This is a genomic window from Larkinella ripae (assembly GCF_054780775.1).
Genome location: NZ_BAAGVR010000014.1, coordinates 131,705 through 153,165, shown reverse-complemented (window position 1 = coordinate 153,165; position 21,461 = coordinate 131,705). Strand labels below are relative to the sequence as shown.

16 protein-coding genes are annotated in these 21,461 nt (G+C 55.9%); 1 reads left to right on the top strand and 15 read right to left on the bottom strand.

Annotated features, from left to right (window positions below; genetic code table 11):
- Positions 1-18: 18 nt before the first annotated feature.
- From ACYVHX_RS07525 to ACYVHX_RS07455, 15 genes are all read right to left on the bottom strand, one after another.
- The gene (locus ACYVHX_RS07525) at positions 19-579 is read right to left on the bottom strand and encodes a hypothetical protein (protein ID WP_460671020.1); all 561 of its coding nucleotides are present in this window, start codon (positions 577-579) and stop codon (positions 19-21) included.
- Positions 580-682: 103 nt separating this feature from the next.
- A complete protein-coding gene (locus tag ACYVHX_RS07520) occupies positions 683-3,109 on the bottom strand; it encodes a TonB-dependent receptor domain-containing protein (protein ID WP_460671019.1) in 2,427 nt (808 codons plus the stop codon).
- Positions 3,090-4,439 (bottom strand): HTTM domain-containing protein, encoded by a 1,350-nt coding sequence (locus tag ACYVHX_RS07515; protein WP_460671018.1) that lies wholly within the window; start codon positions 4,437-4,439, stop codon positions 3,090-3,092. Before ACYVHX_RS07515 ends, ACYVHX_RS07520 begins: the two co-directional genes overlap by 20 nt.
- Positions 4,439-5,602, bottom strand: coding sequence for an imelysin family protein (locus ACYVHX_RS07510; RefSeq protein WP_460671017.1), 1,164 nt, complete (start codon positions 5,600-5,602; stop codon positions 4,439-4,441). The genes ACYVHX_RS07515 and ACYVHX_RS07510 overlap by 1 nt, the downstream gene beginning before the upstream one ends.
- A 146-nt stretch (positions 5,603-5,748) precedes the next feature.
- Positions 5,749-6,921: a DUF4856 domain-containing protein gene (locus ACYVHX_RS07505; protein ID WP_460671016.1), complete on the bottom strand. Its 1,173-nt coding sequence runs from the start codon at positions 6,919-6,921 to the stop codon at positions 5,749-5,751.
- 189 nt (positions 6,922-7,110) lie between these two features.
- On the bottom strand, positions 7,111-8,316 hold the full coding sequence (locus ACYVHX_RS07500) for an FG-GAP repeat domain-containing protein (protein WP_460671015.1): 1,206 nt from the start codon (positions 8,314-8,316) through the stop codon (positions 7,111-7,113).
- Positions 8,317-8,429: 113 nt separating this feature from the next.
- Complete coding sequence (locus ACYVHX_RS07495) at positions 8,430-9,800, bottom strand: porin family protein (protein WP_460671014.1); 1,371 nt, start codon at positions 9,798-9,800, stop codon at positions 8,430-8,432.
- Entirely contained in the window at positions 9,781-10,359 is a 579-nt protein-coding gene (locus ACYVHX_RS07490) for an RNA polymerase sigma factor (RefSeq protein ID WP_460671013.1), read from the bottom strand. The genes ACYVHX_RS07495 and ACYVHX_RS07490 overlap by 20 nt, the downstream gene beginning before the upstream one ends.
- Positions 10,360-10,433: 74 nt before the next feature.
- A complete protein-coding gene (locus ACYVHX_RS07485) occupies positions 10,434-10,958 on the bottom strand; it encodes a hypothetical protein (RefSeq protein WP_460671012.1) in 525 nt (174 codons plus the stop codon).
- Between the two features lie 102 nt (positions 10,959-11,060).
- Positions 11,061-12,560, bottom strand: a complete 1,500-nt coding sequence (locus ACYVHX_RS07480; protein ID WP_460671011.1) for a RagB/SusD family nutrient uptake outer membrane protein — start codon at positions 12,558-12,560, stop codon at positions 11,061-11,063.
- A gap of 45 nt (positions 12,561-12,605) precedes the next feature.
- Positions 12,606-16,124 (bottom strand): SusC/RagA family TonB-linked outer membrane protein, encoded by a 3,519-nt coding sequence (locus ACYVHX_RS07475; protein WP_460671010.1) that lies wholly within the window; start codon positions 16,122-16,124, stop codon positions 12,606-12,608.
- A 35-nt stretch (positions 16,125-16,159) separates the two neighbouring features.
- Positions 16,160-17,170 (bottom strand): FecR family protein, encoded by a 1,011-nt coding sequence (locus ACYVHX_RS07470; RefSeq protein ID WP_460671009.1) that lies wholly within the window; start codon positions 17,168-17,170, stop codon positions 16,160-16,162.
- A gap of 133 nt (positions 17,171-17,303) precedes the next feature.
- The gene (locus tag ACYVHX_RS07465) at positions 17,304-17,882 is read right to left on the bottom strand and encodes an RNA polymerase sigma factor (RefSeq protein ID WP_460671008.1); all 579 of its coding nucleotides are present in this window, start codon (positions 17,880-17,882) and stop codon (positions 17,304-17,306) included.
- Positions 17,883-18,132: 250 nt separating this feature from the next.
- A complete protein-coding gene (locus tag ACYVHX_RS07460; protein ID WP_460671007.1) occupies positions 18,133-18,804 on the bottom strand; it encodes a hypothetical protein in 672 nt (223 codons plus the stop codon).
- Positions 18,805-18,973: 169 nt separating this feature from the next.
- Complete coding sequence (locus tag ACYVHX_RS07455; RefSeq protein ID WP_460671006.1) at positions 18,974-20,128, bottom strand: sensor histidine kinase; 1,155 nt, start codon at positions 20,126-20,128, stop codon at positions 18,974-18,976.
- A 130-nt stretch (positions 20,129-20,258) separates the two neighbouring features.
- On the opposite strand from ACYVHX_RS07455, the gene ACYVHX_RS07450 reads away from it, so the two are divergent.
- Positions 20,259-21,395 carry a redoxin family protein gene (locus ACYVHX_RS07450; protein WP_460671005.1) on the top strand — a complete coding sequence of 379 codons (1,137 nt, stop codon included), beginning with the start codon at positions 20,259-20,261 and terminating at the stop codon, positions 21,393-21,395.
- The last annotated feature ends 66 nt before the right edge of the window (positions 21,396-21,461 follow it).

Genomic DNA, 21,461 nt, shown 5'->3' with positions numbered 1-21,461 from the left:
ACGTCGTGCCGTGTTCAGTCAACCAATTAGCGAGCCCGTTGCCGGTTTTCGGGCGAGCAGCCGCATTAATCCGTAAACCGCCAGTAAAACGGTTACGGCAAAAGCGGTCCATTTCAGGGTACCAACGACGGAGCACCAGACCGCGACGGTTGGCAGTGGTGCCGGATACGATTGCAGCAGCGTCACAATCAGGGCGTTTTCGATCAGATCAAGGCCCGGCATCAGCATCGGGAAAACATTCACCAGCGATCCCGGCCGTTTCCGGTACAGCAGCGACAGAATAAGGCAAAAGAGGAAGGTATAAACAATCGGATAAATCGTGTCGCCGATCAGCACGCCCTGCGTATAAAGGGCCCGGCCCTCCGGACCGTAATCCGCTACCATTTGCTGAATTTTAGCCGGGTTAAACTCGAACATCAACAGGTCGATCGGTCCGATTTCGTAACCGGCGAAGGCATTCAGCTGCTTTTCGAGCGGCCCCAGAATGAAGATCGGAATCGGCAGGTAGAGCAGAATGCCCAGGAGCAGCGTTTTCCAGGATGCAATCCGGTAAAAGAAAGCAGACAGCGCGCGAATCATACGGGTTTTAGGGCGGTAAGGGCGTTGATAATCAGCGAAAAGATTGCAAATTAACGCACAGATTTACCACTCTTCCAATGTCTATTTAGCGAACGGTTCGGGGTTACCATTTGACGCCGACCGTTGCAAAGAAGCTCCGCCCGTCGGACGGCAAAATACCGGGGCCGGGATAGCCCGTGGCCCGGCGCGTATAATAAAATTCGTTCGTCAGGTTGTTGACGCTGCCTTCCAGTTTGAGCCAGCGGTAATTCCAGGAAAGTGAGACGTCCATGATGTGGTACGACGGAATCCGCCCGACGACCGCCGAAAAACCGCCATCGACGGCGTTGGTGGCGTCGGAAAACTGATCGGTCAGGAAGGTGAACTGGAACGACGCTTTCAGGTTGCGATAGCCCCCGCGCAGGCCCGATTTGAGGTTGACCGCCGGAACAAACTCTACTTCGTTGCCCCGGACGCCCGGAATCTGGCTGTTCACGTACTGGGACCGGATCAGTGCAACGTTGCCAAAAACCGACCCGCTCCACTGCGCCGAAGGCGGTTGCCACAGGCGCAGCACTTCCGCTTCGCCGTAGGCTTCCAGACCGACAATCAGCGCCCGGCCCACGTTGGTTCGTTTGCGCAGAACCCGGTCGTTTTCGTCGTAAAACTGCACCTCGCCAATGCGGTTGCCGTAGTTGAGCGCGAACAAGCTCAGGTCGTAGTTCAGCACCTGGTTCTTCTCGCCCCGAACGCCCAGATCCGCCGAAAAACCGCGTTCGTCCTGCAAATTGGGGTCGATCACCGCCGACGGATTCGCAATCCGCATGTCGCTGAAGGTAATCGAACGGTAGTTCTGCGAGATGTTTCCGTACAATTCCGCGGCCGCCGAAGGCTTGTAACTCAGGCCAAGACCGGCAATGACAAACCCGCGCGGATTGACGCGCTTCTCATTGGTTTTCGTGATCGTAATGATGTTACCGGCCAGATCGCGAATGATGTTGCCGTAAAAACCGTCGGCGGTGGTGCGGATGTATTCGTACCGCAAACCGGGCGTAACGGAAAATCTGGAACTGAGAAACAGGACATTCTCGGCAAAAACCGACACGTTTCGGTTCGGAAACCGGTAGTCGGACGACATCAGTTGATCGGGTTCGACAAACGTAAAATCGGCCTTTTTCCCGGCGGGCCCCATGCCCTGCCGGCTGTGGTTAAAACCGTGGTAAAACCGGGTTCCTACCAGAAAAACGCCTTCTTTCCGGCCCAGCTTGTAGCGGTTCAGAAACCGCCCTTCGAAGCCCCAGTTGCGGAAATGGCCCGCGATCAGGTCGCGCTCGATGCTTTCGTGGTCGACCGTGGCCACGCGGTTGGGCCGAAAACCGAGCGAGTACCGCGACGCAGCCACGCCAAAGCCGATCAGGTTAAGCTCCGAGCGGGCATTGATTTTCCAGTCGTAATGAAGGTTGAAGAGGTTCCAGTCGACTTTAAACCAGTTGCGTTCGCGATTCGACTGGCGCGGATTCTGCCGGAACATGTCGTCGCTCAGGCCGCCCGGTTGCTGGGCCAGGTAATCCATGTGCGTCACTTCCAGCTCAATTTTAGCGTCGTCGGTCAGTTGGTAATGCAGGTCGGCAAAGGCGGTTTTGCTGTCGAAATGCGAATTGGACCGCCAGCCATCTCCGCGCTTGTACTGAAAAAAAGCGTAGTAACTCAACTTTTTGGCCGTGCCGCTCACGCTGTTGAACGAATTGAAAAAACCGTACGAACCCACGGTTTGCCGCGACGTCAGCTCGAACGTCCGGTCGGTGACGGGCGGGCGCATTTCAAAATTCAGCAAACCGCCGAACTGCGTTCCGTACTGCAACGAAGCCGCCCCACGCACGATCTTGATGCGTTTCAGGGCCTCCGTCGGCGGGGTGTAATAGCTCTCGGGATAGCCCAGCGCGTCGGCGCTGATGTCGTAGCCGTTCTGCCGGACGTTGAAATTGGAGGTCCGGTTGGGGTCGAGGCCGCGCCCGCCGATGCTCAGTTGCAAACCGCCCCCGTCGTTTTCCCAGATGTTCAGCCCGGCGACGCGCGCGTAGACCTGCCGGGCGTTGTTCGTGGCCAGATTGGCAACCAGATTTTCGGGCAGAATCACCTCCGATTTTTTGGCCGCAAAAATGGCCGTGCCTTCCACTTCCCGCAGCCGGGTCATGCCGAAACTACCCTGCGGGGCCGTTACGGTCACTTCGCGAAGCGTCTTTTCGGAGCTTTCCAGGGTAAACTCCAGCGTTGCGGTTTCTGGGCCAACGGTAACGTCGGTTTTGAGGGATTGGTGGTTGAGCGAAAAAAACTGGAGCTGGTAGGTACCGGGTTTCAGGTTCGGGATGAAAAACCGCCCGGCGCTGTCGGTCGTCGCAATGGTGCGGGAGCCTTTCAGGTACACGCTGCACCCATCCACCGGCCCGAGCGTGGTTTTTTCCCGAACGAGGCCCCGCAGCGTGTGCTGGGCCAGTCCGGCGTGCGAAATCAGGCAGAAAAGTAACCAGAAGCTATAAACCTTTAATTTCATCGGTAAACGGTAAAATCCACTTTTTGGGGCGGAATGAATCGGTTTCCTGCGCCAGATTGACGTTTGGATCGATGTACGGTTTTCCCAGCCGCCCGTTCAGGCTGACGTAGGTATCGGCGTACACTTTCGGGTTGCGGAACCCCTGCCGGGCGTAGTAATCCCGCAAATAGTGCGCAAACTGGAGCAGCATATCCGGCTGCGTCGCCATCATTTTTTCCTGCAAAACCGTCAGGTGTTGCTCGTTATTGACAATCGCGTACCGCCCCGATTCGTCCACTACCCTGAACTGCACGTTTCCCATTTTTTCCATCAGCATCACCCGCCACGAAAACCGGTATCCTTCTTCCGACCAGAATAACTCGTTGGGATAGAGCAGGTAACGAAACGGAACAATGAGTTGAAGGATGAAAAAAAAGAGCAGGAGGGCTGCCAAAAACCGGTTTTTCAGCGGGCTGTAGACCAGCGGTTTCTGCGCTGATGATAGAAAATCCGGAAGCCGGAGCAAACCGCTGAGCCGGGCCAGAAGCCGCTGGTGAAAACCGGCCGGAAAAAAGATCAGCGCGGCCACGATCATGATGTACGGAAACATCCCGATCGGAAACAACACCGCCGTCAGAACGTGGAAAAGCACAACGGCAACGTACGCATACGGGCGCGTGACGCGATTGAGCAGCAGAAACGGGATGCTCAGGTCGTACAACAAACCGAGCCAGCTAAACGCAAAGGCGGTTTCGCGGTAACTGAACAGCCAACCGATCAGGGGCAGGTCGTTGCGCCCCGGCAGCCAGATGCGGAGCGGCAGGGCTTCGAGCAGCCAGTCGGAATTGAGTTTGGACAGCCCGGCGTAGATGTACACCAGCCCCATCAGCAGGCGCAGACAGTCGATGGTCCAGCGCGGAACCTGGTTGTGAAAAATCCGGCGGTTTTGGAAAGCATCCACCGAGAAAAAGGCGTTGGCGGGCAGAAAAACCAGCAGGAACGCCACCAGACTCACAAAATAATAGTGGTTCAGGTAGGTGCTTTTGTCCATCAGTTCGATGTAAGTAAAACTGAGAAAAAGCAGTACCGAAGCCGTCCGGTAAAACCAGCCGATGGCGACCAGCAGCGCACTCAACCCGCAAACCGCAAAGAGCAGATACGTGTAATTGCCCAGCGGTTTGATGAACTCAAACCCGTAATACGGAAAGAAAAACGTCGGTTTGAGGTACAGTTCTTCAATCCAGCCTTTCGACCCGAACCGGACGACACTGCCGAACAGCATCAGCCCAAACGCGATCCGAAAAACCGCCAGGGGGGCTGCCGACGTGTATGTCCGAAGGTAGGCCCGCATCAGTCGCCATCCGTATCCACGTACGTAATCGTGATGCTCATGGCCGAGGTCATGTCTACTTTCAGCATCCGAACGGCTCGCTGCATTTCGGTATAAACCGCCGTAACGGCCGCAGTATTGGTTTTGACTTCGTCGGACAGGTTGGGTTTCAAGGCGTTGAGTTTCGCGTTCGATGCGTCAAACTGCGCGTTGATCACCTCCGTCAGCGACTTGCCGCTTTGGCTGTCTTTGGCACCGAGGGCGTTCAGGTACGACTTGAAACCGGGTCCTTCCTGGCCGGTTTTGACGTCTTTGCCGTTGAAGAAGTCAATGGCGGCCTGGTGGGCGGTTTTGGCCAGCGTCACCGCCAGATCTTTTTTGTAGAATGCCTCTACTTTTTCGGGAGCCTCTACGCCGTTTGTCATCGCTCCCGACGGGATGCCGAATTTTCCGGAACGGATGTAGCGCTCATAATGCAGAACATAGCCGTTCACCAGTTTGGAGGTCGAGCCGCTGACGTCGATGCCGGTGCTGGTGATGAACTTATCCCGGTAGGAGGTCGTCCATTCGGTCAGGACGGTGTTCAAAACCGTCTTCATCTGGTTGGTAATCAGCTTCAAATACGCAATTCGCTTGGCCGCGTCGGCCGCCGTGGTGTAGCGCAGAATCAGGGCGTCGTCGGTGGGAGCCAGGCCGTTGATGAGGTAATCGAGGGCCGGGAAGCCCTGTTTCGGATAAGCCGACGGTAAATCGAGCACCGCCGTTCCGGAAACGATGTTTTCTTCAATCCCGGTCGCGTTGGCCGGATAAATGTTGAAGAAATACCGCAGCGTGTGCGACTCGGCCGGCCCCACGTCGAACAGTTCTACTTTCTGCCATTCCACGTACGCATCGGCCCAGGCCTGCCGGAATTCGGTCAGCGTCGTTTTGTCGGGTTTGGCCGTAAACGCATCCGATTTCGCCAGCATCTGGTCGAACTTCGTTTTGAAATTGGCGTAACTGGGCAGAATCAGGTTGTCGGCCAGGTGCGTCAGCATCGCTTTGCGATCGGGCCCTACGGGATTGGTTGGATTCGGGTCCGGCGTGGGGTTAGGGTCCGCTTCGTCGTTGCCGGACGAACAGGCCCAGATAACGCCCACGAATACGACTAAAAAACCGACGGTTTTCCAACGAAAGAATGCCATAAGAAAAAAGAAAAGAACCGGGCAACGCAGATGGGTTGCCCGGTGTGGAATGATCAGGTATTTACCGGATGCGGTTTTCGGTGGGCGGGCGCCTGCCAGGAGACAAGCGTCGGCCCACCGAAAACCGCAAACCCAAAACCGTAAACTTATTTCGCGATCTTGAACTGCGTCCGGATGGCGGTGTCGGCGGCATCGATTTTGGTGTTGGTCAGACCCCAGAAGCCGTTCGGCGCCGTGTAGACCAGGTTCGCCAGAAGGCCGTCGGAAAAAGCCGCCGTGCCGCCGTTCAGTTTGGCGTAGCGCAGGGAGTAGATAAAGCCCAGTCCTTCGCCGATGGCGTGGGCGCGGGCCGCGTCGTTCGTTGCGTTGGTTTTCCATTTGCCCAAATAACCGAGGGCCGCGCCAGCAACCGCTTTTTCCATCGCCGGACGCAGAATAGCGGCCTGGGCTTTCAGGGTGGTGGCGTCATTGTTGACAATGGCAGCCCGGCCTTTCAGCAGCGCCATGTGGATTTTGGGGAAGTCTTCCTTGTTGTATTCCCACAGGTAAGAACCCAGGAAACTTTCGCCCGACGAGGTCGCCGTGGCTTTGCCGCCGTACACCGGGTTGGCCGTCAGCAGGCCGAAGATCTGATCCCAGCTGTGCTCCAGCTCGGTGTATTTTTTGCCGGATACGACTTTGGAATTGTCGAGCGCCAGCTTGGCGTCGCTGAGCAGCACGTTGCTGATGTAATCCAGCTGCAACCCACCGATCATTGATTTCTGGATGATCTGGCCCCACTCGATGCCTTTTGCATCCACCAGATACGTGCCCAATTTCCCGGCTTTTCCTTCACCCGCCGTGGCCGATACTGATTTGCTGGCCGTGGCGATGGCCGGAAAACCGGCTTCCAGGGTTTTCCGTTCTTTTTCGGCGTCGGCCGCAGGCAGCGACGACGCAAAGATCGAGCGCAGGTTCACGCCGGACGTGTTCAAGGCCGCGTCGGAGAAGGCGTTGTTGGTATTGGCAAACATGTTTTTCAGGACCGTCGAATCCAGCGTCGCGCCGGTTCCAACCGCCGTGCCGTTGTAGGTGTTGATGGCGCGGAACATCAGCAACTGGGTGCTGCCGGGCGCCAGATCAACGGTTTTGTTGCCGTCGTTATCCTTGAAATAGTTCGCGTAAGAGGTAGTGTCCGACAGTTTAGTGTAGTCGATGGCCGAGCGCAGGTTGGAAGGCGGAATAAACGTAGTGTCGTCATCGGCATCGTTACAAGCCGTCAGACTCGCCACCAGGAAAGCCACCGGCATAAACCGGGAAAGGAAAGAAGATTTTAACATGACAGGTTGATAAAAAGGTTTTCGCCGTAAATGTAAATACTATTTAGAACGATTATAAAGTTGTTGCCAATAAAATTTAAAAGTCTCAATTAACTGCCTAGCTGTCAATGCGTTATTTTTTTTGTAAAAAGGCAAATCCACCGGTGCTCCTATGGAAGGCCGGTGGATTTGCGGGAGTCTGATGCGGTTTTAGCGTTTCTGCCGCTCAAATACGTGGACGCCTTTTTTATTGCCTACGGTAATGTCCGGCAATTTGTCGCCGTTAATGTCTTCCACCGTGACGTGTAAGCCAACGCCGGAATTGTTGTCAATTTCGTGCGGAATCCAGGACGGATTTTTACCCGGTTTAAACTCAAACCAGTACAAAACCGCCGGGTCATCCTCACCCGGGTCAACCTTGCCGTTGTGCGCGTAATACCGTTTGCCCGTCACCAGATCCGGGTTTTTATCGCCGTTCAGATCGACCAGCGCCAGACCGTGGCTCTGGGAAAAATCCTTGTAGATTTCGTGGGTGGTCCAGCCCGGGTTGCCCTGCGCGTCCTTGCTTTGTTCGTGCCACCAGATGCCGTAGTTGTGGGCGGAGGACGTGATGACGTCATTCAGGCCGTCGCCGTTGACGTCATAGACGTACATCTGGGCGCATTCTTTGCCCAGGTTGGCCGAATGAAAAGTCCAGTTGGGTTGTTTCGGATCGCTGGGGCCTTCCCACCAGCCAATGTGAATCATCACGTCCAGCTTTTTGTCGCCGTTGACGTCGCCCAGGCCCAGGCCATGGGTGTACATGTGCGTACCGGGCGTCGAATCGCCTTTGCTGATCACGGTTTTTTCCCATTCGTCGGTGAAATTTTTGTCGGGTGCCCGCAGCCAGATGATTTCTTTGGCCGTCGGATCGTTGCAAATCAGGTCCTGCCGACCGTCGCCGTCGACGTCCGCAAACAGGGGCGATTCGTTGCCGACCGACGGATAGATCGGGTGAATTTTCCAGTGGCCGGGCTGGTTCTTCGGGTTTTCGTGCCAGACGGCGGCTTTGCCGGGGAAGTCGATCCGGATCACGTCCAGCCAGCCGTCTTTGTTGACGTCCATGGTGAAATTCAGGAAGGAATTGCTGTAGCCCGTGTTGTACGTAAACTTCTGGGGTTTGTCGAGTTCGTGGCGCGTCCAGCCCGGGGCTTCAAACCAGTAGGCGCCGGCTACCACATCTTTTTTCCCATCTTTATTGACGTCGATGACGGTGGCCCCTTCAGCAATGAATTCGGTGGTCAGGACGTGCTTTTTAAACCGGAGTTCGCTTCCTTTTTTCGGCTTACTCTGGGCGTTGCCGATCATAACGGCAACCAGCAGACAGCCGCACAGGCTCAGCCCTTTTCGGCCAAAACCGCCCAACTTCGTTGCCATGCTTTTCATTCGTGTCATAGTTCTGAATAATAGTAGACATAGAACGAAAGAAAAAAGGCCGCCAAAGCTACTTGACCCCAAACCCGAAAACACGCCTTCGGGGGGGCAGACGATTAGTTTGAGAAACCGAGTCGCAAACTGACACCCCCCGAACCGAGCTGCAGGTTCTCCCGCGTGAACGGCCCCAGCGGGTATTTCAGGTACGGCTCGGCCGACAACCGAAGCCGGTCGCTGATCCGGCGTTCAACACCAACGGAGACGTTGACAATCCGGCCCCAGTAAATCTGCCGGAAAGCCGGTTCGGAACGGTTGACGATTTGCTGCGCGGTCACGTATTGCGTCACCGTTTGCTCCTGCCCATTGGTGCCCATCACCGAAACGGTCACCGGTTTGAGTTGCTCATAGGTTTCGGCATACTGCTCGTTCAGGAAGGCCAGCGATGACAGACCGGTTTCGATGTAAAAACCGGTCTGGGCGGACTTGAAAGGGCGAAACCGAAGATTCACGGGCAGATCGACCGCGACCAGCCGGATGTCGGTGGCCACCCGATGCGGCAGCGTCGACATCGGAATCAGCCCCGATTCTTTGGTGCCGAGCGTTTGGCGGGCCACCAGCAAACCGGTCGACAAACTGAACCGCTTCGTGACCGGAATTTCGGAGAACAGACCGCCCCCGACGGCCATGGCGGGCGCACTGCCCGCGGCATAAACCGACTGCGGGCTCAGGCTCACGCCCAGCACCGGTTTGGGCTTCGACGCAGCACCGGCCGTTTTCGCCAGCGTCGGCGCTGCGGGCTGCGCAGTCAACGGAAGCCCCAACGGCCGCTCCGGCCAGCGGTAGAACGTTCGGAAACGGGTGGGAATCGGTTCAAACGAAGCGGTTTTTTCGGTTCGCTGGCTGAAACGCGGTGGACCGTCCGTGGCCGGAAGCGGGCCAGTCGGTTCCTGTTCAAAAACCGGATCGGAATCCGTTGAAAAACCGGGTTTTGCCGGTTTTGAATTGTGTTTCAATTGGTTTTTAGTGAGGGTTAGGGTCTGATAGTCAGCGGATTTGATGGACACTTCTTTAGGGTGCTGTGCCGTATTTTTCCAGGCCGGGCGGGTTTGAGCCAAAGCGTTCGGATGCAGCGGTTTTTCATGCCCCTGCGGACCGAAGGGCTGGCTGGTCGAAACCGGGTCGGCGGGTTGCCGGTTTTTCGCAGCCGGATTCCCTTCCTTCTGATCTGGAAGTCCGGTTTTGGGCCGGCTGACGGCCCAACCGCTTGGTTCGGACCGATCCAGATACAGCCAAAGCGGCACGCCCAGCAGGCCGAGCAGCAGGCAAGCTGCCATCGCATACCGGAACCAGACCAGCGGCTGGCGTTGCTGCCGCTGGCGTTGCAGGCGCTGAAACTCCTCCCATGAGCCGGGTTCGTAGGGAGTTTCATACCGCCCCACGGTTTTCCGGATGTGTTCGGTCAGCTTTTTAGGAATGGAATCTTTCATTGTGGTTCGGGAAATAACTTTTCACCATCCGGGCCAGTTTTTCTTTGGCCCGCACCAGGTACACCCGCGACGAACTGACCGACAGGTTGAGTTGCCGGGCAATCTCGTCGTGCGTGTAGCCTTCAATTTCGTAAAGATTAAACACCAGCCGGTAGTGATCGGGCAGATGGTGCAGCAGGTGCAGAATATCCTCCGCCGTTAGCTGGCTGATCACCGAATCTTCGACCAAAACCGCCGGATGATCGGGGTTGTCGTTGATGTCAAGGGTGTGGGCGTGTCTGGACAGCCGGCGGTAGTGATCGAGGGCGGTATTGACCACAATCCGGCGCAGCCAGCCCCGAAACGTTTCGTCGAAGGAATACCGGTCGATCCGGTCGAAAATTTTCAGGAAACTGTCGTTGACCACGCTGCCGGCTTCCTGCCTGCCGGGATGGTATCGTAACGCAATGGCCATTGCAAACCCGTAAAAATGCTTGTAAAACATTTCCTGGTGCTGCGGACTGCCTTTCCGGCATCCTTCGATGAGTTGTCGTTCAAACGGAGTACAATCGGGTGCCATATCACCGGCTGCGGGCGATAAAAAGAAACGGTGGGCCGCCTGACCCACCGTTTCGCGTGTGGTGTGTTATTGATTTAGCGGTTGGAAACCGAGCCATCCGGGCTGAGCGTGGTGTCCTGCACTTTGGACCCGTTGTAGACGACAAAGGTTGTATTGGCATGATCGCCTTCGCCCACCACTTTGGTGATGTCAATTTTGATCGTGTGTTCCAGATCCGTCGGGCAGCCCACCACTTCGGCGGTTTCGTGCAGGAGCGCCAGGTGGATCGTCGGCGGGTAAATCATGATCTCCACGCCGTTCCAGACTGCCTGGAACGATTCGGGCGAACAACCGCCTTTTACCTTGACCGTCAGGATGTTGCCTTCGCGGCTGACGTTCTCGATGGTGAACGGGACGCCTACGGCTTTGGCCCGCGCATTCATCGCCCGGTCAAATTCTTCGGCGCTTTTCACCACGCTGGTTACGCCCTTGTCGGACGGGGCCGGATCGTTGTCCGAATTCTGGTTACAGGCGCCGAGCGCCAGCAGGCATACGAAGCTGAAAACGGCGGTAATTTTTCGATACTTCAGGAGGCTGGATACGATGGTTGATGCGTTCATGGTGTAATGGTGTTAAGTTTTACACTACCAGGACGGAACCCGCAGCCCGAACGCTACAACCGGCCGTAAATTTTTTTTGAAAATTGCCGGATTTTTTTTCGCTTACCAGTCCGGGTTTTGCTGGAGTTTGGGATTGGCGTTGATTTCTACCTGCGGAATCGGAAAATATTTGTGTTTGGCCTGCGGGCGTCGCTCCGGAAAATCGGCGTTCTTCACTTTAGGAATTTCCGTTAAAAACTTACCGGTTCGGGTCAGGTCATACCAGCGGTCGCCTTCACCAAAAAATTCCCAGGCCCGCTCCTGCAAAACCGCATCGATAAAGGCATCTTTGCCCAGGCCGGTTTTCAGATCGGCAATTCCCGCCCGGCGTCGAATGGTGTTGATGAACGTATAGGCTGCCGCGGTGGGTCCGTTGGCGCGGGCTTCCGCTTCGGCCGCAATCAAAAACGCATCGGCGTACCGCAAAACCGGCATGTTGTTGCTGTTAGCCGCGCCAACTGATTTGGGATCTTTGAACTTTCCGAGCACCACCAGACTATCCTTGGCCAGCAGGCGCGTGTCGATTTCCTTCTGTTTGACCACCTTTCCGGCCGGGTTGACAAAGCTGGTATCGAGCAGGGTCCGGCGTTTATCCGCCCGGTCGAACGAGTTGTAGAACGACTGGTATATGTAAAAACCGCCGGAGGCCCCGTTCGAATAAATCCCGACGCCCGTGATGGGGGCTACCTGCCAGGCCACCGCCGTAAACTTGTTGGGGGTGGCAGTTCCGCTCGATTCGGCCGCGAAAATGTTTTCGATTCGTGCCTGCGCTTTTTTCGTAACGTCGTACACGTCAGCGACGTTGGGCATCAGACTTTGCTTGCCGGACGTGATCAGCTCCTGCGATTTGGCCAGGGCCGTTACCCAGTCTTCGTTGTAGAGGGCGGCTTTGGCGTGCAGCAGAATGGCGGCCTGTTTGCTGGCCCGGCCCGGAACCAGCTGGGCGGAATAATCCGGTAGCAGGGGCGTCGCTTGGGTCAGATCGTCGTAAATCTGCCGGTATACCTCGGCCAGGGTGGCTTTGGCGTTGGTGGCGTTGTCGATGGTGTTGGTCGGGGCGGTTTTGAGCGGTATTTCCCCGAAATTTTTCGCCAGTGTCCAGTGCATCAGCGCCCGCAGAAAATACGCTTCGCCAACAATCTGATCACGACGGACGGCATCCATGTCCGTCGCCGGAACTTTCAACAGAATCCAGTTGGCTTTTTCAACGCACTGATACGCCGACTGCCAGAGCTGGACCGGCGACTCGTAATTGCGGCCAAAACCCAGCTGAACCGAATACGTCGGCTCGTAGGTGTACAGGGTGATCGAACCCCGGCCCACGACATTGCGCGGAAACATGAGATCACTGGCGGTTTCGGCCAGCAGGGGGTAATGACCGCCGTAGAGGTCGTAAAAACTCCCGTACATCGCCACCTGGGCCGATTCGGCTTCGGCCGCGTTTTTGTAATAATTGTCGGTGTAAATCTGGGCGAACGGCGTCTCGTCCAGTTGGCAGCCCGATAGCAGAAACGCCAGCAGGGAGCCGATGGAATAGGAAAAGAATTTCAGGAATCTGTTCATCACAAACTTGATTTAATGTCTTATATTTCAACTCATTACTAAACCTCAAAACTCAACCTGCAAGCCCAGCAGATACGATTTGGCGACGGGATAAACGATGTTATCCACGCCCACCAGCGTGTTGGAACCGCCGAATGAATTCACTTCCGGATCAAAACCGGAATAGCCCGTCACCGTAAACAGGTTGTTGCCACTGAGGTAAATTTTGGCGTTGCTCACGTCCTTGATGCGCGGAAGCTGGTAGCCGACCGTGAGGTTTCGGGCCCGCAGAAAAGAACCGTCCTCGATGTAGCGGTCCGTCAGCGGAATCCGCTGGGACAGGTTGGTGCCCGCGTGTACGTATTCCTGGCTGGGGTTTTCGGGTGTCCAGCGGTTGGCCAGACCACTCAGCACGTTGCGCATGCCGAGCGGATTTTCCAGCTGATAAGCCGCCAGATTCAGCACCTTGTTGCCCTGGACGCCGGAAAACAAAGCGTTGAGGTAAAAGCCCTTAAACTTCAGATTGGTCGAAAAACCGTACGTAAAATCGGGCGACGAATTGGTCAGCACCAGATCGCTGTCGCTGATGCGGCCGTCGCCGTTGACATCTTTCACCTTAACGCCCCCCACCCGCGAACCGGAGCCTTCCAGGATGCTTTCGCCGTTCTGGTAAATGCCCTCAAACACGTAGGTTCGGAACAAACCAATCGGTTGCCCCACCACCAGGGAGTTGTAAAAATTGACGTCGAACTTTTGCAGGTTCTCCTGCAGGCGGATGATTTCGTTGCGGTTAAAGGAAATATTCCCCGATACGTCCCATTTCAGGTGGTCGGTGGTGATCGGACGGGCCTTCACGGCAAACTCCAGCCCCCGGTTTTGCAGGGAGGCAAAATTGCCAAAAACCGTAGCGTAGCCCGACGACAGCGGCAGGTTGCGGGCAAAAATCAGGTCGTCGGTGCGCTTGGAATAGGCGTCAAACACAAAGGAAATTTTGTTCTTGAGCACGTCCAGATCCAGACCCACGTTCACCTGCGTGCTTTTTTCCCACTTCAAATCCGGATTGGCAACGCCGGTAGGCTGCGTTCCGGTGACGTTGACCCCGTTGAAGATGTAATCCCGGCCGATGCCGACGGTAGCCAGCGACTGATACGCTCCGATGGCGCCCTGGTTTCCGGTTTGCCCGGCGCTGGCCCGGAGTTTCAGGTTCGAAATGACGGCGCTGTTTTCCAGAAAATCTTCGCCGGTTACGTTCCAGGCGGCCGAAAGGGCGGGAAAGAGCGCAAATTTATTGTTCCGGCCAAACTTGGACGAACCGTCCATCCGGGCGTTGAGGTCGATGAAATACTTGCCTTTGAAGTTGTAGGAAAGTCGGCCAAAGAACGATACCAGCTCGTCCCTCGACCGGCTGCTGCGGGCATCCCGAACCTGCGCCAGCCCGATGGATTCGTTCGTGGTTGCATCCGAGGCAAACCGTTGGCCGGTCGCGTAGTTGTAATTGCTGTTGTTGACGATGTAGCTGTATCCGGCGGTGGCCCGTACGGTATGGCTGGTGTTAAAAACCCGGTCATAACTCAGGATGCTTTCGTGCATCATGCGGTTGTAGTTCTGGTTTTGTTTCATGGCAAAACCGCCCCCTCCGCCGTTGGCCGAAATATCGGTAATGGTAAAGGCCGCAATCGGAAAGTAATAATCGAGCAAACTGCTGGTAACCACCGCGTTGAAGTTGGCCCGGTATTTCAAGCCTTTCAGCAGACTGAAATCCAGGTAAACATTCGGCACAATGGTGTTGGTATGTTGCTGATCCAGAATCTTGGTGAATTGCAACGGATGCCGCAGATCCTGGTACAAACCCCGCAGCTGGCGGTCGAAATTCAGAATCCGGCCCTCGTCGTACGGCCGCAAAACCGGGGGGGTCGCCAGGGCCAGCCCCACCAGCGAGTTGAGTAGTCCTCCACCGTCGGTATCGACCGAGCCGGTCGGAATCCGCTGATTGATCGATTTGGCCAGTAACGTACTCGTCCCGATTTTCAGCCAGGGCGTCGCCTGGTGGTCCAGGTTCAGGCGGAGCGAATACCGGTCGAACGAAGAGTTGATGACAATGCCGTCCTGGTTAAAATAATTGAACGAAACCAGCAACTGCGTCTTTTCGTTGCCGCCCGAAACCGTCAGTTGGTGGTTCTGAATCTTGGCCTTCCGGAAAATCAGCTCCTGCCAGTTGGTGCCGGTTCCGATCGAATCGGTATTCGGAAACCGGGCCGGGTTTTTGTAGACTTCGTTTTCCAGTTCGGCAAACTGGCTGCCATTCAAAACCGGGATGGTTTTCGTAATGCTCTGCTGCCCGAAATACGACTCGTAACTGACTTTGGTTTTGCCGCTTTTGCCGCGCTTGGTCGTGATGATCACCACCCCGTTGGCCGCCTGTGAGCCGTAAATGGCCGCGGCCGAAGCATCTTTCAGCACTTCGACCGATTCAATGTCGTTGGGGTTCAGGTTGGATAACGGACTGGTTTCGTTGGCATTCCCGCCGATAATCTGGCGTCCGCCGTTGGTGTTGATCGGGATGTTCTGCGAGGCATTCTGCACCTGCACGCCGTCGATGATGTATAGCGGTTCCGAAGAGCCGTTGATGGAGTTGGTGCCGCGAATCCGCATGCTGATCGCTCCGCCGGGGGCTGCGTTGTTTTGGGTCACCTGCAGGCCCGACACCAGCCCCTGCAAGCCCTGCGCGAGGTTGGTGGCCGGGGTCTGCAAAAGCTCGGCGGCTTTGACGCTGGTGATGGCGCTGGTGATCTCGCTCTTCTTCTGCGTTCCGTAGCCGACCACCACCACCTCATCGAGCGCTTTGGTATCGGGCACCAGGGCCACATTCACCGTTGAGCGGTTGTTGATGGCCACTTCCTGCCGAATATACCCGATGTAGGAAAACACCAGCGTAGCCGTTCCGTCGGGCACCGTCAGCGAAAACCGCCCGTCCGCGTCCGTCACCGTGCCGCTCGTGGTGCCCTTCAGCACGACGCTCACGCCCGGAAGCCCTTCGTTGGTTTCGCTGCGCACCACGCCCTGAACCGCAAATTCGACGGGCGGACTAACGGATTGATGGTTGAGCGAAAGCGCATTGCCGACCGGCGTGCCGGGCTGCTCCGGCTGCCCGGAAAAACGAGGGGCCGACGATTCATTTTCCAAAACCGGGACGGTTTTCTGCGGTGTCCGCTGCTCGCTCAGGGAGTAGATGTAATAAATCGTGTTCGGTTTTCGGTAGCGTTTATAGCCCAGTCCAATGGGTCTTAACAAATTGGTCAACAGACGATTCAGGTCGGCAGCCGCGCCGTCCGGCACGAGAATCTGCACCCCTTCCACGGTTTTTTCGTTGTAGGTAAACCGGATGCCGTAGCGGTTTTCGAGTTGTTTCAAAACCTCTTTCAGGGACTGCGTAGCCGATACCGGCTCGGTATAGACCGGAGTCTTTTTGGGAAGAGCCGGCAGTTGGGCTAGCGTAGCGCCTTGCGCAAAAACCCGGTTTTGCACACCGACGAAGGTCAGCACCAAACAAAGCCGGATGAGGGACGAACAAACATGTTTCTTCATTGGGAATTGGGTAAGGATTCAGATAAAAACGGAACCTACCGGCTGATGTAAAGCTGGTTTTCATCCCGGGAAATTTGCAGGGTGTTGGTGGTGGACAGGGCATCGATCAGGTCTTCCAGATTTTCGGCGGGCACCACCCCGCTCATGCGTTCCTGCGCAATGTCGGGGTCGGCAAAGGTGACTTTCAGGCCGAAGGTTTTTTCCAGCCGGTCGGCCACTTCGCGCAGCGACGTATTGTCCAGAATCCATTGCTGGCTGGTCCAGTCGCTGTAGCGCTCCGGTTTTACTGTCCGCTTGGTCAGCGTTTTCTGCCGGCTCGAAAATTCAACCAGTTCGCCGGGCGCCATCACAATGCTTTTCCGGTCGGCTCCCTGGGGCAGCTCCAGTTTCACCTGGCCCGAGTTCAGCACCACCTGGGTCGCGCCCTTCCGGCTGTCGACGTTGAACTGCGTTCCGAGCACTTCCACGTTCAGATCGCTGGTGTGTACGATAAACCGGGAGGGTCTCTGCTTTTGGACCACCTTAAAAAAGGCTTCGCCCTCCAGCCAGACCTCGCGCGTTTGTCCTTCCTGCCAGTCCGTCGCCAGTTTCAAATTCGAGTGCGCATTCAGGATAACCTCCGACCCGTCGGGCAGAGTAATGGTCTGTGTCTGACCGTATTCCGTATGGTACTGCGGACTGGTTGGGCGGTTGAAGAAATAAAGCAGGGTACCCAGAAAAACCATGCCGGCCATCGCTGCCGCCCAGCCCATCCAGCGCCGGGAAGCCCAAAGCGGCCGCACACCGACTTGTTCCGAAAAACCGGGTTTGCGCGTGGTGTTGAGCCGGTTCCAGACGGCGGCCTGTTCGTCGGCAGCTGGCTGGTCTTCGCGAAAGTTGAGCAGGGCGACCAGCTGCCGGGCTTCGGTAATGGTTTCCTGTTTGTCGGGATGCCGGGCAAGCCAGTCCTGCCAGAACCGTTCCGTGTCCGGATCGGGTTGCTGCACCCACCGCTGAAAACGCTCATTCAGCGCAAAATCTTCGGCGGAATAATCATCAAAATTCATCGGCTCAGGTTCGGGCTTAGAAGCCATTTTCCTCTAATCCGAAAAACCGCCGGAACCTCATCAGTCCAATGAAACTATTTTTAAAGAATTGGATTATTTTTCAAAAACCGGGTAGGCGCAGCCCGGAGATTGCCTAAAACCGCAGCAACAGCAGCACCAGTCCAATAGGCGTTATGTTTTTCCGCAAGACACCGAGGGCCTTGGAAATCAGGTTGTACGACGAATCGACATTCAGCGCCATGATCGACGCGATTTCTTCGTACGACAGGTTGTTGTAGAATTTCAGGTAAATGGCTTCTTTCTGCCGCTGCGTCAGCGTGTTGAGGGCCTTCAGGATGCGCTCTTTCTGCTCGTCATCCAGTTGCTGGGCAACCAGACTGGCTTCGTGCGGGGGCACAAAGTCAAAACTGCCCGAAACCGCATCGTGCTGCTCAAACACCAGCCGCTGTTTTGCCGACAGCTGGTCGAGCATCGTGTACCGCATGGCTTTGAACAGGTAATATTTGATGGAGGTGGTGTGTCGGAGGTTCCGGCGACTTTCCCACAATTCGATAAAAAGATCGTGGATACAGTCCCTGACCAGTTCTTTGTCGGGCGTAAATTTGCTGGCGTAGCTGTACAGCACCTTGAAATACCGGTTATAAAGTTCCTCAAATGCCGGTTCGTGGCCCTCTTTGAAGTTTCGCCATAGTGTTTCGTCGGATACCGGCATGCTCGCGTTTTGTTCCTCGATGCGTTTTCGTTTATGAAAGCGGCCCCGGAATCTTCAGTAGGAGAGCCGATTCACTATAACACGCTGGAATAAATAAAGTTAAAGATCATCGGAAGATAATCCAACGCGCACAACAGGACGGTTTTTAACCGGCGCCTTTGTGGCCGTCTACCCGGTTTTGTACTCAACGAAAAGGCCCGTCTGCGCTCGACGGATGGCGCAGACGGGCAGCGAATAAATTCTTCGGATGTCAGTTCACGGTCGCACCGATCACGCAGGTGCGGTTATAGGCTTCCACGATTTCGCCAAACCGCTTCCAGTCCCGGCGCGTGGCCGCCGGAAACTGCCGCACAAATTCGGGGCAATCGCCGAAGAGGGTTTCGTGCTCGTCGTCGAGGGTGCTTTTTTTCACGATCCGGGCGCTGCTCTGGTCTTTCACCACCACAAAGCTGAGGTCTTTCGGATTGGTGCCGATCGTAAACTGGCCGAAGGTGTATTCCGAATTCTTCTTCCAGCCGTTGGCGTCGAAGTAGAGCGTAAGCTTGCCGGGGTGGCTCAGCCGTTCGAGCAGGGCGGTTTTTCCGTTGTGGCGCGGATTCGGCACGCGCCCGAAAATCACCTGCTTCCGTTCGCGGGGAATGGCGCCGGTGGCATACGCAAACTGGGGAATGTCCTGAGCAATGAGCCGGAGTTTGTCGCCTTTGAAGGTCACTTTTTTGTCGTCGTCCAGCCGCAGGGCAACGCTGGCGGGTGCATCGTTGACCATCGTGTTCACCCGGACTTTCCCCCGGATCGTATCGTTTTCGGTGGTCACCACATAACCATCGGTCCAGGTCGTGATTGCGCCCAGAGGAGCGTATTGCGCCACCGAAGCCGCAGGACTCAACAGAAGGAGAAAGAAGCTGATTTTTAACGTGTTCATGGTTATTGGTTGTTTAACAGGCAGTGAATTGAATGATAAATGTAAAATGATGAATGGAAAAGGGAAGGTTCGCGCATTCGTCACCGTCTACCGATGCGTCGGTCCGGCGTAGCGTCGGCATCGCGAAAACCGTATACCGTAAACTGAAAACCGTAAACCGTAAAACCGGTCAATTCTTCCGCAGCAACGGAACCGTCACCCGAAACTCCGCGCCATCGTCGCTGATCACCAGCGGGGGCAAGCTCAGCCGCTGAAACCGCTCGGTGAGCGTGCCGAGGCCAATCGGGTTCGCGGTTACGCGCAGCGGTTTTCGCTGGATCGAGTTGGTGACCTGCAACTGATTGTCATTGGCGGTTCGGATGCTCAGCCGCAGCGGTTCTTCGGGCAAAATAACATTGTACCGAATGGCGTTTTCGACCAGCGTCTGGAGCGTCAGCGGAGGCAGCCAGTCGTCGAGCAAGCGGTCGGCCACCTGAATGTCGTACGAAATGGCCGACCCGAACCGCGTCTGAATCAGGAACAGGTACGAGCGGATGAATGCCACTTCGCTCCGGAGCAGCGTCAGTTCGCGGTCGCTTTCCTGCAACAAATACCGGTAAACGCTGGCGAGTTCGTCCAGAAATTCACCCGCCTGTTTTTTGTCTTCCGTAATGAGCGACGACAGCGAATTCAGCGAATTGAACAGAAAATGCGGATTGACCTGGTTTTTCAGGGTGTCGTACTGCCGCTGCAGGGTCGCTTTTTTCAGGATTTCGGCTTCCTGAATGGCTTCCCGGTTTTTCTGGAGGAAATACAGACTTTCGTAAATCACCCCGACCAGCAACGCAAACAGGAGCGCCATCGCCAGGTGCAGCAGGTACACGCGCGGAAACTCCGGCTCCCGCATCAGTCCGGTCACATCCAGAAACCGGATGCCCCAGGTCTCCACGAGCTGCACCGGAATCGTGAACAGCGAGTAGCCCAGAAACGTCGTCAGCATCCGCTGCCGGAATTGCTCGCGGGCGGCATACCACATCCGGACTTTGATGACCCACCACCGCAGCAGTTGCCACGCCACTCCGGTGGACACCAACCCCAGCAAAAACGTCTGGGCAAACAGCCGTCCGTCGTAACCGTACTCGTGCAGGTAAAAGAAAACGAACGGCAAAACCGCCAACGGAATCCCGATGATTTGCAGCCACTTATCATTGATCGGCTCCGCGCTCTGGCCCGATGCGTTCGTCGTCTGTTTTGTCACGTGCTTGTCCTGCTCCCGGGCCGGATTCGTGGTTGGATGCGGTAAATGATCGACCGATAAAAGTAGCCGATTGCGCAGGGGTTTCAAAAAAGAGTCGGTTGAATCCGCATTTTTGGCGGCCAAAGCGTAAGAAAACAGGCTGGATTTTCCCAGTACGACATTCTTTACTTATTTTTAGGTTAAATGGTAGTATTCCTGTAGATAACGAAGTGTTCCGATGATTATCAAATCCTTAGGAAAGTGTTTGCCGCGCCTGATCGGACTGGTCGTCCTGGTTGGCTGTGTGGCTCTGATGCCCGGGGAAGATCCTAAAACGCTGGAAATCGGGGCGCCGGCGCCCGACTTTTCGCTGCCCGGCATCGACGGCAAAACGTACAGCCTGAAGACTTTTGCCGGGTCGGCCGCGCTGGTCGTGGTGTTCAGTTGCAACCACTGTCCGACGGCGCAGGCTTACGAGGACCGGCTGATCAAAATGGTGCGTGATTACCAACCGAAAAAAGCGGATTTCATGGTCATTTCACCCAACAACCCGACCACGGTCAGCCTGGCCGAACTGGGCTATACCGACCTCAGCGACAGCTTCGAGGAAATGAAACTGCGCGCCAAAGCGAAAGGGTATAATTTTCCGTATCTGTACGACGGCGACACCCAGGCCACGGCCTTGAAATACGGTCCGGTGGGGACGCCCCACGTATTTATTTTCGACAAAAACCGCAAACTGCAATACGCCGGACGGTTTGACGCCCACGAAAAACCGGGAACGGGCCAGGCCGAAGATGCCCGGGCGGCTCTGGATGCGGTTTTGGCCGGTCAGCCGGTTCCGGTTGCCACGACCAAAACCTTCGGCTGTTCGGTCAAATGGATGGGAAAAGAAGATTACATCAGGAAGCAGCAGGCCGAATGGGCGAAACGGCCGGTTTCGGTGGACGATGTGGATGTGGCCGGCCTGAAAAAACTGCTTAAAAACGACTCGGATAAGCTGCGGCTGATCAACGTCTGGGCCACCTGGTGCGGCCCATGCGTGCAGGAGTTTCCCGATTTTGTGAGCATCGATCGGATGTACCGCGAGCGGGATTTTGAGTTTATTTCGGTTTCCGCCGACAAACCCGACAAAAAAGCCAAGGCCCTCGAATTTTTGAAAAAGAAGGAAGCCTCCAACAAAAATTACCTGTTCAGTTCGGAGGATAAATACGCCCTGATCGAAGCCATTGACCCGAACTGGCAGGGCGCGTTGCCGTACACGATTCTGGTCGAACCGGGCGGCAAAATTGTCTACAGCAAGCAGGGCACCATCGACGTGCTGGAAATGAAACGCCGGATCGTGGAAAACCGGCTGATGGGGCGGTATTATTGAGAATGATGAATGATAAACGATGAATGATGACGGGGCCGTTCGTGCAGTGCGGTTGCCAATTCATCG